This window comes from Bradyrhizobium sp. CCGUVB4N (genome assembly GCF_024199945.1).
Lineage (GTDB): Bacteria > Pseudomonadota > Alphaproteobacteria > Rhizobiales > Xanthobacteraceae > Bradyrhizobium.
Window position 1 is genome coordinate 8835554 of sequence record NZ_JANADP010000001.1, and the last position, 13762, is coordinate 8849315.

15 protein-coding genes are annotated in these 13762 nt (G+C 64.6%); 2 read left to right on the forward strand and 13 right to left on the reverse strand.

Annotated features, from left to right (window positions below):
* Positions 1-16: 16 nt before the first annotated feature.
* From NLM31_RS41205 to NLM31_RS41215, 3 genes are all read right to left on the reverse strand, one after another.
* A complete protein-coding gene (locus NLM31_RS41205) occupies positions 17-1306 on the reverse strand; it encodes a pitrilysin family protein (protein WP_234682064.1) in 1290 nt (429 codons plus the stop codon).
* Positions 1303-2721 (reverse strand): threonine synthase, encoded by a 1419-nt coding sequence (thrC, locus tag NLM31_RS41210; protein ID WP_254134863.1) that lies wholly within the window; start codon positions 2719-2721, stop codon positions 1303-1305. Before thrC ends, NLM31_RS41205 begins: the two co-directional genes overlap by 4 nt.
* A gap of 526 nt (positions 2722-3247) precedes the next feature.
* Positions 3248-3892, reverse strand: coding sequence for a response regulator transcription factor (locus NLM31_RS41215; protein ID WP_254195910.1), 645 nt, complete (start codon positions 3890-3892; stop codon positions 3248-3250).
* 86 nt (positions 3893-3978) lie between these two features.
* On the opposite strand from NLM31_RS41215, the gene NLM31_RS41220 reads away from it, so the two are divergent.
* Positions 3979-5310: a histidine kinase gene (locus tag NLM31_RS41220; RefSeq protein ID WP_254195911.1), complete on the forward strand. Its 1332-nt coding sequence runs from the start codon at positions 3979-3981 to the stop codon at positions 5308-5310.
* On the opposite strand, the gene NLM31_RS41225 is transcribed toward NLM31_RS41220, so the two are convergent.
* From NLM31_RS41225 to coxB, 9 genes are all read right to left on the reverse strand, one after another.
* On the reverse strand, positions 5307-5672 hold the full coding sequence (locus NLM31_RS41225; protein WP_254195912.1) for a nuclear transport factor 2 family protein: 366 nt from the start codon (positions 5670-5672) through the stop codon (positions 5307-5309). The two genes, NLM31_RS41220 and NLM31_RS41225, sit on opposite strands and share 4 nt — an antisense overlap.
* A gap of 107 nt (positions 5673-5779) precedes the next feature.
* Positions 5780-6544 (reverse strand): SURF1 family protein, encoded by a 765-nt coding sequence (locus NLM31_RS41230; RefSeq protein WP_254195913.1) that lies wholly within the window; start codon positions 6542-6544, stop codon positions 5780-5782.
* A complete protein-coding gene (locus NLM31_RS41235) occupies positions 6541-6942 on the reverse strand; it encodes a DUF983 domain-containing protein (protein ID WP_254195914.1) in 402 nt (133 codons plus the stop codon). The genes NLM31_RS41230 and NLM31_RS41235 overlap by 4 nt, the downstream gene beginning before the upstream one ends.
* Positions 6943-7038: 96 nt before the next feature.
* A complete protein-coding gene (locus NLM31_RS41240) occupies positions 7039-7935 on the reverse strand; it encodes a cytochrome c oxidase subunit 3 (RefSeq protein ID WP_254134869.1) in 897 nt (298 codons plus the stop codon).
* Between the two features lie 63 nt (positions 7936-7998).
* Entirely contained in the window at positions 7999-8655 is a 657-nt protein-coding gene (locus NLM31_RS41245; RefSeq protein ID WP_254195915.1) for a cytochrome c oxidase assembly protein, read from the reverse strand.
* Positions 8656-8660: 5 nt separating this feature from the next.
* Complete coding sequence (locus tag NLM31_RS41250) at positions 8661-8837, reverse strand: CoxF protein (protein WP_254195916.1); 177 nt, start codon at positions 8835-8837, stop codon at positions 8661-8663.
* Positions 8834-9778: a heme o synthase gene (locus NLM31_RS41255; protein ID WP_254195917.1), complete on the reverse strand. Its 945-nt coding sequence runs from the start codon at positions 9776-9778 to the stop codon at positions 8834-8836. Before NLM31_RS41255 ends, NLM31_RS41250 begins: the two co-directional genes overlap by 4 nt.
* Before the next feature lie 60 nt (positions 9779-9838).
* Positions 9839-11455, reverse strand: coding sequence for a cytochrome c oxidase subunit I (gene ctaD, locus NLM31_RS41260; RefSeq protein WP_254134873.1), 1617 nt, complete (start codon positions 11453-11455; stop codon positions 9839-9841).
* 87 nt (positions 11456-11542) lie between these two features.
* Complete coding sequence (gene coxB / locus NLM31_RS41265) at positions 11543-12397, reverse strand: cytochrome c oxidase subunit II (protein WP_254134874.1); 855 nt, start codon at positions 12395-12397, stop codon at positions 11543-11545.
* 439 nt (positions 12398-12836) lie between these two features.
* Here coxB and NLM31_RS41270 point away from each other — a divergent pair, with 439 nt between their 5' ends.
* Entirely contained in the window at positions 12837-13370 is a 534-nt protein-coding gene (locus tag NLM31_RS41270) for an invasion associated locus B family protein (protein ID WP_254134875.1), read from the forward strand.
* Between the two features lie 7 nt (positions 13371-13377).
* Here the strand turns inward: NLM31_RS41270 and NLM31_RS41275 are convergent, their stop codons facing one another.
* Positions 13378-13665, reverse strand: a complete 288-nt coding sequence (locus NLM31_RS41275) for a hypothetical protein (RefSeq protein WP_254134876.1) — start codon at positions 13663-13665, stop codon at positions 13378-13380.
* Positions 13666-13762: the final 97 nt, after the last annotated feature.

Here is a 13762-nt window from a genome sequence, read left to right on the forward strand (position 1 = left end):
GCGGTTCGCGCGGCTCCTAATGCAGCCGCGCCTTGGCCCGCGCCTTCGTCAATCCTTCCGCAAAAGACACCGCCGTGTCCAGACCCCTGCCGCTGCCCAATGCAACCACCGCAGGGCGGCTGCGCGAAAGCAGTGCACGCGCCGCATCGCGGGTCGATTCGACGCTGACCGCGTCGATCCGGGCCACCAGCTCCTGCACCGTCTGCGGCCGGCCATAGGCCAGCACGTGCCGGGCCAGCTGCTCGGCGCGCGAAGAGCAGCTCTCCAGCGCCATCAGCAGGCCCGCTTTCATCTGAGCCTTGGCCCGCGCAATCTCGGCTTCGGTCAGGGTCTCGACCGAATCGTTCATGATGTCGACCACGACCTCCATCATCTCCGGCGCGTCGGCGGGATCGGTGCCGGTGTAGAGGCCGAAGAAGCCAGTGTCGGTATAGGGCGCGTGAAACGAGTAGATCGAATAGCAGAGGCCGCGCTTCTCGCGGACTTCCTGGAACAGCCGCGACGACATTCCGCCGCCGAGGATGTTAGTGAAGACCTGGAGCGAGAACAGCGACAAATCGGTCTGCGGCACGCCTTCCAGCGCCAGCGTCAGGTGCGCCTGCTCCAGCTCGCGATGCACGACCTTGGCGCCGCCCTTGCCGAACTGAGCCGCCTGCGGCTTCGGCCCGGGCGTCGCGTCAAAACTCGCAAAGCGCTTCTCGACCTCGGCGACGACCTGCTTGTGATCGACCGCACCTGCCGCCGCGACCACCATGTCGGGCCCGCGGTAATGCGTCGAGAGATAATCGCGCAGCGAGTCGCGGTTGAAGGCGCGCAGGGTCTTGGCGGTGCCGAGCAGCGAGCGGCCCATCGGCTGGTCGGGATAGCAGAGCTCGTTGAGATGCTCGAACACGACGTCGTCGGGCGTGTCCTGGGCCGCGCCGATCTCCTGCACGATGACGTTCTTCTCGCGCTCGAGCTCGTCCGGCTCGAAGGCGGGATTGGCCAGGATGTCGGCGAGCACGTCGAGCGCCAGCGGCACGTCGGCCTTCATCACCCGGGCATAATAGGACGTCGTCTCGGTCGAGGTGCCGGCATTGAGGTCGCCGCCGACCGCCTCGATCTCCTCGACGATCTCGCGCGATGAGCGCCCCGTGGTGCCCTTGAACGCCATGTGCTCGAGCAGGTGCGAGATGCCATGCTCGTTCGGCTTCTCGTCGCGGCCGCCGACGCCGGCCCAGACGCCGAGCGCGGCGGTCTCGAGATGCGGCATGTTGTCGGTGACGACGGTCAGGCCGGACGCAAGCTTGGAGATCTCGACGCTCATCCGGCAACTCCCTGTTTTGCGGCACGGCTGACCGACAGCACGAACCGCTCGACCTCGGCCTGATCGTTCTTCATCACCTTCATATGTTCGGATTTGGTCATGAGACCGTCGAGCCAGGCCGGCAGCTGCGGCCGCTGGCCACAGGCCGCATCCACGGCATCAGGGAATTTGGCGGGATGGGCGGTCGAGAGCACGATGTTGGGCACGGTCGTATCGGTGGTGTCGCGATCGGCGACGGCGAGCGCCACGGCCGTATGGGGATCGACGAGCTCGCCGGCCTCGCGCCAGGCGGCACGGATCGCAGCCGCCGTTTCGGTCTCGTCGGCACGGCCGGCGTCGAATTCCTCGCGGATCGCGGCCAGCGTCGCATCCGGCAGCACGAAGCGGCCCGACTGTTTCAGCGAGTCCATCAGCCGGCGCACGCTCGCCGCATCGCGCTTGCTCGCTTCGAACAGCAGGCGCTCGAAATTCGAGGAGATCTGGATGTCCATCGAAGGTGAGGCGGTCGCGTGCACCTCGCGCACCTCGTAGATGCCGGTCTTGAGCGTGCGGGCGAGGATGTCGTTGACGTTGGCGGCGATGCGCAGGGTGCGCACGGGAAGGCCCATGCGCTTGGCAACGTAGCCTGCAAAAATATCGCCGAAATTTCCGGTCGGCACGATGAAGTCCACCGCGCGCGCCGGTGCGCCGGCGGCGACCGCGGAGGTGAAATAATAGACCACCTGCGCGACGATGCGGGCCCAGTTGATGGAATTGACGCCGGACAGCGAGGTCGCATCGCGGAAGCGATGGTTGTTGAACATACCCTTCACGAGTGCCTGGCAATCGTCGAAATTGCCCTCGATGGCGAGCGCGTGGACGTTGGCGGCGCCGGTCGTCGTCATCATCCGCTGCTGCACCTCGGAGATGCGCTTGTGCGGAAACAGCACGATGAGGTCGACATTCTCGAGCCCCGCGAAGGCCTCGACCGCGGCACCTCCGGTATCGCCGGAGGTCGCGACCACGATGGTGGTGCGCTGGCCGCGCTTGGCAAGCACATGGTCCATCAGCCGCGAGATCAGCTGCATCGCCACGTCCTTGAAGGCGAGCGTCGGACCGTGGAACAGCTCCAGCACGAATTGATGCGGCGACATCTGGCGCAGCGGCACCACCGCCGGATGACGGAAGGTGGCGTAGGCCTCGTTCGCCATGCGGCCGAGCTCGGCATCCGAAATCTCGCCGCCGACGAAGGGACGAATGACGTCGACCGCGACCTCCCAATAGGGCCGGCCAAAGAAGCCGGCGATGGTCTCGACGGAGAGCTGCGGCCAGGTCACCGGCACATACAGGCCGCCGTCGCGGGCGAGCCCGGTCAGCATCACGTCGCAGAAGCCAAGCTCAGGGGCCTCGCCCCGGGTCGAGATATAACGAGTCAAACTGCCCTCCAAAGGCCGGCCCGACCTGAATTCGGGCCTTAAGCCTTTGATTTCACGATGTTCCTAGTTCACAGCCAGAGGCTTTGCGGCACCATAGAGTGTTTTCCGGGGCCGCACCATGCCCAACGAAAAAGGGCTGCGGCAATGCCGCAGCCCTTCTCTTGGAAGGTCTGTCGTTGTGTGTGCAGACCCGGTTTCCGTGCCGGGGCGTCGGCCCCAAAAATCGTTCCCGCGAGCTTTCGTCGCCTGTCACGAAATCGTCAAGCATAAAAACGGCGCGCGACGCCAAAAGTTCCTGTTTTTCCCGATACGCCGCGGCGAGGCCGACGAGCAGACGGCCGGGCGCGCGGCCCGACTGCCGTTTCTTCCCGATAGAGGCGTCAGATAAGGAACGAACGCCTCACCGGCCCATTGTGTCGGCGGATGGTATCCGCCGTCGTCCACGCATTGCCCGGATGCGCGGCGGTGCCGATCCGTCGACTGAGCCGGCTGCATCCTGGAGCAGCCGGCCCAGTCCCTGACGGCGTCAGGTCATTCCGATTTCAACCGCGATCCGGATCAGGTCGGAGTGGTTCTTGGCCCCCAGCTTCTGCTTGAGCAGGGACGTGGTGTTGGCAACGGTCTTGTACGAGATGCCGAGCGCCTCGGCGACCTCGACGATCTTGTTGCCGCGCCCGAGCAGGCGGAGAATTTCGAGCTCCCGCGGCGTCATCTGCGAGGCAGGATTGGCCTTGATCGCAGCGCCCGAGAAGGTCACGGCCTCCGCGAGCTGCGGCGAAATGTAGCTATCGCCCGCGACCACCTTGCGCACGGCCTTGAGCAGGATCCTGGGATCGTCGCCCTTGGAGACATAGCCCTGCGCCCCGAGCTCCACAGCACGCACCACGAAGGCCGGATCATCGTTCATGCTGAACATGATGATCTTGGCGTCCGGATCGTCCTTGCGGATCCGGCGCATCAGCTCGAAGCCCGAGACATCAGGCAGGCTGATGTCGATCACGGTCACGTCGGGCCGCTTGCTGACATAGGCGCGATGGCCCGATTTCGCGTCGGTCGCCTCGTCGATCCGGATCGAATGGTCGGATGCGAAAAGGGTGCGGCAACCGGACAGCACCACGGGATGGTCGTCGACGATCAGGACCCTGGTCGCCAGCTTGGCGGTATCTTGCATCGCACGCTCTCTTGTTATCTCACTCATAAACCGGCGGGAACAAATGGAAAGAGAAAATCCCGCCGATGCGCGTTAGAATTGACCTAATGTGGCAACGACTCTCGTTCAGGACCCAGCTGTTTCTTCCGCTCGGCGTGATGTTCATCGCGGCTCTGCTGATGGGCGGCATTCTCCTGCACGTTTTTACAACCGGCCAGCTCGCCGAAGAGAACGAACCGGCACAGCGATCGACCCGGGCGGTCGCCGAGGCCCTGAACAGCGCCCTGCGGTCGTCCGAGAACCCGCGCAGGACCCTCGACGATTTCGTCGGGAGGCTCGACGCTTCGTCTGACATCCAATTCCATTCCGCGGAGGCTGGTTCTCCCCCGTTTGCGCCGAGGCCCCTGCAGGGCCCGCATAGCCCGCCGGGATGGTTCGTCGATCTCCTCGCCGTCCCCGACCTGCATATCGCATTTCCCGTTACCATCGGCAGCCAGCGCGTCGGCGACATCGTGTTCTCGCCCGATCTGTCGGCCGCGCTGTTTGAGACATGGGCCGGCTTTCTCGCGCTCGCCGGCGTCCTCGTCGTACTGGCCGGACTGACCGCGGTCATCGCCTACGTGCTCGCAGGCTCGGCGCTGCGTCCGCTGCAAGATCTCGGCGCGGGCCTCACCCGCATCCGGCGCGGTGATTATGCGACGCCGATCCCGGTGGTCGGGCCGCCGGAAATCCGGCAGAGCTGCAAGGAAGCCAACGCGCTCGCAGCGACACTCGCGCAATTGAGCCAGGACAATCGCGAGCTGCTCCACCGGATGGTGTCGCTGCAGGACGATGAGCGCCGCGATCTCGCGCGCGAGCTGCACGACGAGCTTGGCCCGTTGCTGTTCAGCATCCGTGCCGGCACGATCGCACTGAGCGAGACGTCGCCACGGACGGGAAATCTCGGCAACTCCATGCAGGAGGTGATGCGATCGGTCGAGGCGCTGCAGCACACCAACCGCCGCATCCTGGACCGGCTGCGGCCGCTCTACATCGAGGAATTGGGACTCGAGGCGAGCGTGCAGACGCTGCTCAACAATTTCCGCAGACAGGCGCCCCATATCGGCCTGACGGCTGCGCTCGATCCTGGTCTGAACGGGATTGACGGGCCGCTGGCCCAGACTGTCTATCGCCTGATCCAGGAGGCGTTGACCAACGTGCTGCGCCATGCCGCTGCACGCAATGCCCATGTGCAGGCGAGCATCGCCGGCGAGGCGCTCGCCATCGATATCTCTGACGACGGCGCCGGCTTTCCCGCCGATAATGTCTTCGGCCGAGGTCTCACCGGAATGCATGAGCGCGTGCGCGCGCTCAGCGGATCGCTGTCACTGCTGCGCGCGGACGATCGAACCTATGTGCGCTGCCGCCTTCCGCTCGCGGGCGTCCCGATTTCCGCCTAGCACGCACCGCAATGATGCGGACCCTGCTGCGCCGGTTCGCACAGCGTGCTGTGGATCTTGCCTTCCGCACTGAAGCGAAACGAGGCGCGGATGCGCAGCGCGCCCGCGACGGAGTATTCGAGATCGACGCCGTTCTGCGCGGGATGGATCTCTTCGAGGCCGAAGCCCGCCGACGAGAACGCGTTGAGCTTCGGACCCCAATAGGTCTCGAGCTCATGCCGGCCGCGATAGAGCTGCATGCCGTTGCACGTGCATTCGACCTCACCATCGTCGGCATAGAGGTCGAGCAGCGTCGCGAGGTCACCCTTGCGGCAGGCATCTACCCAATCGACAACAAGTCCCATCTGATCGAAATCGCGCACGCCAGCAATCCTGTTTGCCGCGGAATATCCAGAGGCGGCTTAAGGTCACCCTCGTGAATAAGCGCTGAATAATAAAGCCCGGGCGATACCGGGTTCCCTCCGGGAACCTACGGGTTCGCTGCGCTCTTTCGTCGTCCCCGCACCCACGCCGCGAATGCGATCAGCACCGCGCCCGCGAGCGCGAACCAGGTGATCGCGTATTGCAGATGGTCGTCTTTCAGATTCACGTCGAGCGGCCCCGGGCGTGGAATGTTGTTCTCGGGCGCCGGCTGCTCGAGGTCGACGTAGAACGGCGCGGTCGTCCCCCAGCCGAGCGCGCTTGCGATCGCCAGATGATCGCGCACGAACCACAGCCGCTTCTCGCGGTTTTCCGCCGGCGTGAGCCATCCCGGCGCTTCGGGAAATCGCAGATAGCCGGTGAGCGTGACCGGCGTGCCGGTGACGAGTTTCTTCACCGCGCGATCCTCGACACTGCGCTCCTGCATCGTGTTCTCGACGAAGCCCGCATCGATCACGACGATCTCGCCGCTCGGCAGCCGTGCCGGCAGGAACGCCCAGGTGCCGGGGCCGGAGGCATCCTTGCGCACGGCGGAGCCGGACGAATAGACCATCGCATCCGGCGCGGCCGCATAGGTTGCGGTGAAAGTGACACGACGGAATTCATCGCGCGCGGGATTCAGCGCGGCCCATTGTGCCGGCGGCGGCAGCGCGATCGGTGCTGCCGCGAGGCGCTCGGTGAGTGCGGCGATCAGTTCGTGCTTGGCGGTACGGCGCTGCAATTGCCAGACACCGAGCGCGACAAAGGCCGCGGTGAGCAGAAGCGTGAACAGCATGAAGCCGGCCACGCCCGGCTTGCGCGCAAGCTCGCTCATTTCGCGCGGTCGATCAGCCGGCCAGGTGCTGCCTTGTGGTGGAATTGCAGCGCGATCAACAGCGATTTCATGGAGCGCAATGGCAGCAGCGTGGTTGCGAGGATCAGCGGAAACCACAACACCGCGTGCAGCCAGAACGGCGGCTGATATTTGACCTCGACGACGAGCGCACAGCCGACCACGATCGCGCCGGCCAGCATGATGATGAAGATCGCCGGTCCGTCGCCGGCGTCGATGAAGGCATAGTCGAGGCCGCAACGGTCGCAGGACGGCGCGAGCGTCAGGAAGCCCGCATAGAGCTTGCCCTCACCGCAACGCGGGCATTTGCACGCGAGCCCGCGCAGCGCGCTTTGCAGGACGGTGGGCTGGGGTTCGGGAGTGCCGGCAGGTTCGCTCATGACGCGCAAGCCTATCACAGTTTCAGTTTGGCCTCGGCCACTGGAAAGCAAAAGGGCGGCCCTGCGGCCGCCCTTTCCGGATCGATTCGCGGCGGCTCAGTGCGCGCCGTGGGCCATGGCCTCGGCGCCGTGTCCCCAGACATAGATGCACAGGAACAGGAACAGCCACACCACGTCGACGAAGTGCCAGTACCAGGCGGCGAACTCGAAGCCGAGATGCTGCGTCGGCGTGAAGTGGCCGGCATAGGCGCGGAGCAGGCAGACCAGCAGGAAGATGGTGCCGACCAGCACGTGGAAACCGTGGAAGCCGGTCGCCATGAAGAAGGTCGCGCCGTAGACGTTGCCGCCGAACGAGAACGCGGCGTGGCTGTACTCATAGGCCTGCACGCAGGTGAAGGCAGCGCCCAGCAGGACGGTGAGGATCAGGCCGTACTTCAGGCCCTGGCGATCGTTCTCGAGCAGCGCGTGGTGCGCCCAGGTGACCGTGGTGCCGGAGGTGAGCAGGATCAGCGTGTTCAGCAGCGGCAGATGCCAGGGATCGAAGGTCTCGATGCCATGCGGCGGCCAGGTGCCGGGCACGGTGCACGCACCAGCCGCAGTGCCGAGGCCGCAGCCGAACACGGCGTCGCGGGTGGCGTGGACGGCGTCGGCCGGGAACAGCGCGGCGTTGAAATAGGCCCAGAACCAGGCAACGAAGAACATCACCTCGGAGGCGATGAACAGGATCATTCCGTAGCGATGGCTGATCTGGACAACCCGGGTGTGGTCGCCCTTGTACTGGGCTTCCTTGATCACGTCGCCCCACCAGCTCGCCATGGTGTAGAGCACGCCGACGGTGCCGATACCGAAGATGATCGGCGCGGCCGAGACCATGTGGTGCATCCAGGTGATCGCGCCGACCGCCATGATGAAGGCCGAGATCGAGCCGACCGCCGGCCACGGAGAGGGATCGACCAGATGGTAGTCGTGATGCTTGCCTTGCGCGGTAGCCATTGCGGTCTGTCTCCTCAATCCCGTGCCTGTCCGGCACTTATCCCCTTATTCCAACCGTGAGCGTCAACCCGGCGGCTGGAGATTTCCCTTGCGTTTGTCGTCATCACCGGATGCGAGCGGCTTCACCACCGGATCCTTCACTGGATAGAACGTGTAGGACAGCGTGATGGTACCGAGCCCGTCATTGTCGTGGTCGTCGACGATCGACGGATCGACGTAGAACACCACGGGCATCTCCCGCTTTTCGCCGGGCGCCATGGTCTGCTCGGTGAAACAGAAGCAGTTGATCTTCTGGAAATAGGACCCGACCGTCAGCGGAGCGACGTTGTAGGCGGCTTGCCCGGAGGTGGTGCGCGCGGCCTGGTTGGTCACGGTGTAGTAGATCGTGGCGACCTGGCCGATGTTGACTTCGACCTCGGTCTGCTCAGGCTCGAACTTCCAGGGCAGGCCCGGCGCGACGTTGGAATCGAAGCGCACCGCGATCTTGCGTGCGATCGGGCCGGTGGCCGGCGCCGAGGTCGCGACCTGGGTCGTGCCATTGAAGCCGGTGGCGCGGCAGAACCAGTTGTAGAACGGCACCGCCGCATAGGACGCGCCGACCATCAGCGCGACCACGCCGCCGCAGATCGAAGCGACCAGCGCATCGCGACCCAAGCCCCCTGAACGACCCTTCCTGGCCGTTCGGCTCTGATCCTGCGATATGGTCTGCTTCTGATCCATCTCTGTCACATCGGGCGAACTAGAACGCCGGGTCCCTTGACCATCGTAACGGCGAAGAAAAGGATGACGAGCACACCGAGCGCCAAAGCAATCGCAATGGAGCGCTGACGACGGCTCTTCTTCTGCGCCTCGGTGAGGACGATTCCATCTGGCTCGGGTTTGTCAGCCATCGCCGTGATCATGCGCCCCCTACCATCGGAGCAAGCGCCCGGAAGACGACCTCGGCCAGCAAGGTCGCGAACAGCGCGAACAGATACAGGATCGAGAAGGCAAACAGTTTGCGTGTCGCGCGCAAGGACTGGCTGCGCTCGCGGCGGATGTAGACGTTGATCGCGAGCACCAGCATGCCGGCGCCGAGCACCAGCGAGGTGACGCCGTAGATGGCGTCGAAATAGCCGAGCGCCCAGGGCGCCGCAGCCACGGCGATCAGCACGATGGTGTAGAGCAGGATCTGCAGACGGGTCGCGTCGGGGCCGGCGACGTTGGGCAGCATCGGAATGCCGGCGCGGGCATAGTCGTCGGAGCGGAACAGCGCCAGCGCCCAGAAGTGCGGCGGGGTCCAGAAGAAGATGATCGCGAACAGCAGCAGCGGCTCGACGTCGACCTTGCCGGTCACGGCGGCCCAGGCCACCACCGGCGGCAGCGCGCCGGCGGCGCCGCCGATCACGATGTTCTGCGCGGTCCAGCGCTTCAGGCCCATCGTGTAGATCACGACGTAGAAGAAGATGGTGAAGGCGAGCAGCGCGCCCGCGATCCAGTTGACGAGGATGCCGAGCGTCATCACCGAGAAGAAGGCGAGCGTCATGCCGAACGCCATCGCCTCGGGCCGGGTGATGCGGCCGCGCGGGATCGGGCGGTTCGCGGTGCGCGACATCTTGGCGTCGATGTCACCCTCGAGCGCCATGTTGAGCGCGCCGGAGGCGCCGGCGCCGACGGCGATGCAGAGCAGCGAGGTGATCGCGAGCACCCAGTGGAAGTGTCCCGGCGCCATCGCCATTCCGACCAGCGCGGTGAAGATCACGAGCGACATCACCCGCGGCTTCAGCAGCGCGAGGTAGTCGCCGACCTCCGCCTCGGAGATGCGGGGATTGATGTCGATGGCGTTCTGGTCGAGGACGGACACTAGTTCAACTCGCTTCGTTATAGAGCCGCGGCGCCCGTCTCGGGCGCCGCGGAAGTTGGCTTACTGCACGCGGGGCAGCACTTCGAACTGGTGGAAGGGCGGCGGCGAGGACAGCGTCCACTCCAGCGTGGTGGCGCCCGCACCCCAGGGATTGTCGCCCGCCGGGACCTTCTTCATGAAGGCGTCGAGAACGCAGTAGAGGAAGATCAGCACGCCGAAGCCGGAGATGTAGGAGCCGATCGACGAGATCAGGTTCCAGCCGGCGAACGCATCCGGATAGTCGACATAGCGGCGCGGCATGCCCGACAGGCCGAGGAAGTGCTGCGGGAAGAACACCAAATTGACGCCGACGAAGGTGAACCAGAAGTGCGCCTTGGCCAGCGTCTCGTTGTACATGTAGCCCGACATCTTCGGGAACCAGTAGTACCAGCCGGCGAAGATCGCGAACACCGCACCGAGCGACAGCACGTAGTGGAAGTGCGCGACGACGTAGTAGGTCTCCTGCAGCACGCGGTCGACACCGGCGTTCGCCAGCACGACGCCGGTGACGCCACCGACCGTGAACAGGAAGATGAAGCCCACCGCCCAGATCATCGGGGCGCGGAATTCGATCGAGCCGCCCCACATCGTGGCGATCCAGGAGAAGATCTTCACGCCGGTCGGAACCGCGATGACCATCGTCGCAGCGACGAAATAAGCCTGCGTCGCCGACGACATGCCGACCGTGTACATGTGGTGCGCCCACACCACGAAGCCGATGCCGCCGATCGCCACCATGGCGTAGGCCATGCCGAGATAGCCGAACACGGGCTTGCGCGAGAAGGTCGAGACGATCTGGCTGATCATGCCGAAGCCGGGCAGGATCAGGATGTACACCTCGGGGTGACCGAAGAACCAGAACAGATGCTGGAACAGCACGGGGTCGCCGCCGCCGTCGGGCGCGAAGAACGTCGTGCCGAAATTGCGGTCGGTGAGCAGCATGGTGATCGCACCGGCGAGAACCGGCAGCGACAGCAGCAGCAGGAACACCGTCACCAGGATCGACCACACGAACAGCGGCATCTTGTGCAGGGTCATGCCCGGCGCGCGCATGTTGAAGATGGTGGTGATGAAGTTGATGGCGCCGAGGATCGACGAAGCGCCCGCCAGATGCAGCGACAGGATCGCGAAGTCGACGGCCGGGCCGGGATGGCCGGAGGCCGACAGCGGCACATACATGGTCCAGCCGGCGCCGACGCCGTTGGCGCCGGGCTCACCCTCGACGAAGGTCGACATCAGCAGCAGACCGAAGGAGGCCGGCAGCAGCCAGAACGAGATGTTGTTCATGCGCGGGAACGCCATGTCGGGCGCGCCGATCATCAGCGGCACGAACCAGTTGCCGAAACCGCCGATCATCGCGGGCATGACCATGAAGAAGATCATGATCAGGCCGTGCGAGGTCACGAACACGTTATAAGTGTGCGTTTCGTGGAATATCTGCACGCCCGGATACATCAACTCGGCGCGGATCGCGATCGACATCGCGGCACCGATGATGCCCGCGATGACCGCGAAGATCAGGTACATCGTGCCGATGTCCTTGTGATTGGTCGAATAGACGTAGCGCCGCCATCCGGTCGGATGGGCGTGCTCGTGGTCATGCGCGTGATCGCCGTGTGCCGCTGCGCTGGTTGCCATTTTCAAATCCTGCCTTGCGTCCCATTCGGACCGTGTGCGGTCCCGCCCTTTATGTCGCTTTCAGTCCCTCAAGCCGTCGCCCGGCGCTTACTGCGTCGGGCCGGCCGCGGAGGCGAAAGTGCTGGTGCCGCCGCTCGCATATTTCTTCTTCGCCGATTCAACCCAGGAGGCGAACTCCTGGTCGTTCACCACGCGAATGGCGATCGGCATGAAGGCGTGGTCCTTGCCGCAGAGCTCCGAGCACTGGCCGTAGAACATGCCGGTCTTGGTGGCCTTGAACCAGGTCTCGTTCAGCCGCCCCGGAATGGCGTCGATCTTGACGCCGAAAGCCGGTAGCGCGAACGCGTGGATGACGTCGGCGCCGGTGACCTGAACGCGAATCACCTTGTTGACCGGCACCACCATCTCGTTGTCGACGCCGAGCAGGCGGGGCTGCTTGTCCTGGGCCATCAGCGAGTCGAATTCGAACTTGCCGTTGTCCGGATAGGCATAGGACCAGTACCACTGCTTGCCGGTGGCCTTGATGGTCAGATCCGCCTTCGGCACGTCGAGCTCGAGGAACAGCAGGCGGAACGACGGCACCGCGATGCCGACCAGGATCAGCACCGGCACCAGGGTCCACACCACCTCGATCAGCGTGTTGTGGGTGGTCCGCGACGGCACCGGATTGGCCTTCGAATTGAACTTCACCACCACGACCACGAGCAGCGCCAGCACGAACAGCGTGATGACGATGATCAGGACGGACAGGAAGTCATGGAACCAGACGATGTTGTCCATCACCGGGGACCCGGAGGCCTGGAGATGCCATTCCCACGGCTCGGGCTGCCCGAGCTCGGCAAATGCCGCACCGCCCGTCGCCAACATGATGCCAGCCGACACCAAGGCGATGGTGGCCAATCCCAGCAAATGCCGGCCCACCCGACTCTTCGACATCCTCATGCCGCTCGCGCTCCCCTTACGAAATCACCCCAAGTGCATTGCCCTATTTCCGGGAAATGCTTATTCGACCCGCCCGTCCGACAAACCGCCGCGCAAGAATACCTCTAAGAGGAATTGGGGCCAGATCGCTCAAACGCCGAAATCAAGCCTCTCAAACCATAATTCTTGATCTATCGCAATGCAGTCTTGAGCCCCCTCTGTCTGCCATCACCCGCAAGATATTTCCCAGCAACATCAGACAAAAATACCGTTTCCCGGGATGCCGTGGCTTGACAGCCGCATTGCCCGCGGTAGGCACTGGCGGACAGTTGCGCAGGAACCTGATTCGTGCCGGCGGTGGCGGGCCAAGGCGGCGCGGGATTTGCTTGGGAATTGCCTTCAAGACGCCGTCATTGCCGTATCAGTCCACCAGCGCGAGCGAGCAGAGGGACCGACCCCGATGGGGCTTTCGAGATGGATGGCAAGGCCGGCTGATGGCCTCAAGGCGCTGATCGGCCTGCTGGCCGCCGCCCTTTTCCTTGCCCTGCCGAGCCCCGCCCATGCGCAGGGCGCGGTGCGCTCCGTCCATGGCGACTGGCAGATCCGCTGCGATACCCCGCCTGGCGCCCAGGCCGAGCAATGCGCCCTGATCCAGAGCGTGGTGGCGGAAGACCGCTCCAATGCCGGCCTCACCGTGATCGTGCTCAAGACCGCCGACCAGAAGAGCCGCCTGATGCGCGTGGTCGCGCCCTTGGGCGTCCTGCTGCCCTCCGGCCTCGGGCTGAAGCTCGACAACCAGGACGTCGGCCGCGCCGGCTTCGTCCGCTGCCTGCCCAATGGCTGCGTCGCCGAGGTCGTCATGGACGACAAGCTGCTCGGCCAGCTCCGCAGCGCCAAGACCGCGACCTTCATCATCTTCGAGACGCCGGAAGAAGGCATCGGCTTCCCGCTCAGCCTGAACGGGCTCGGCGAAGGCTACGACAAGCTGCCGTAGGGCCCCCTCACACGCTATCCACGCGATAGAGTTCCGCGTCACACCAGGTGCAGCGATAAAGGCGCCCCACAGGGGGCACCGCCATGCTCGCCGCCTTCTGGCGGCATTTCGCGCAAACGATGCCGTCTGCCGTGTCGCAGCCCGGATGGGCCGCGAGATAGGCCGCGCGCGTCGGATAGGATGTCCAGTTACGGCGATAGATGAGCAGATTTGCGAGCAGAACCAGCGCGAGAACGGCGAAGCCGATGATCAGGCCTTGATACTGATCAAGCAATGCCAGCAGGTAATTCCACATGCCGAGGCTCTCGCGACGTCAGTCCGGATGAGCCATCCTGATAGACTGAAATTTTGAAAGCCGGCTTAAGGGGAAGGCGTATCTATCGTTTCCGTAA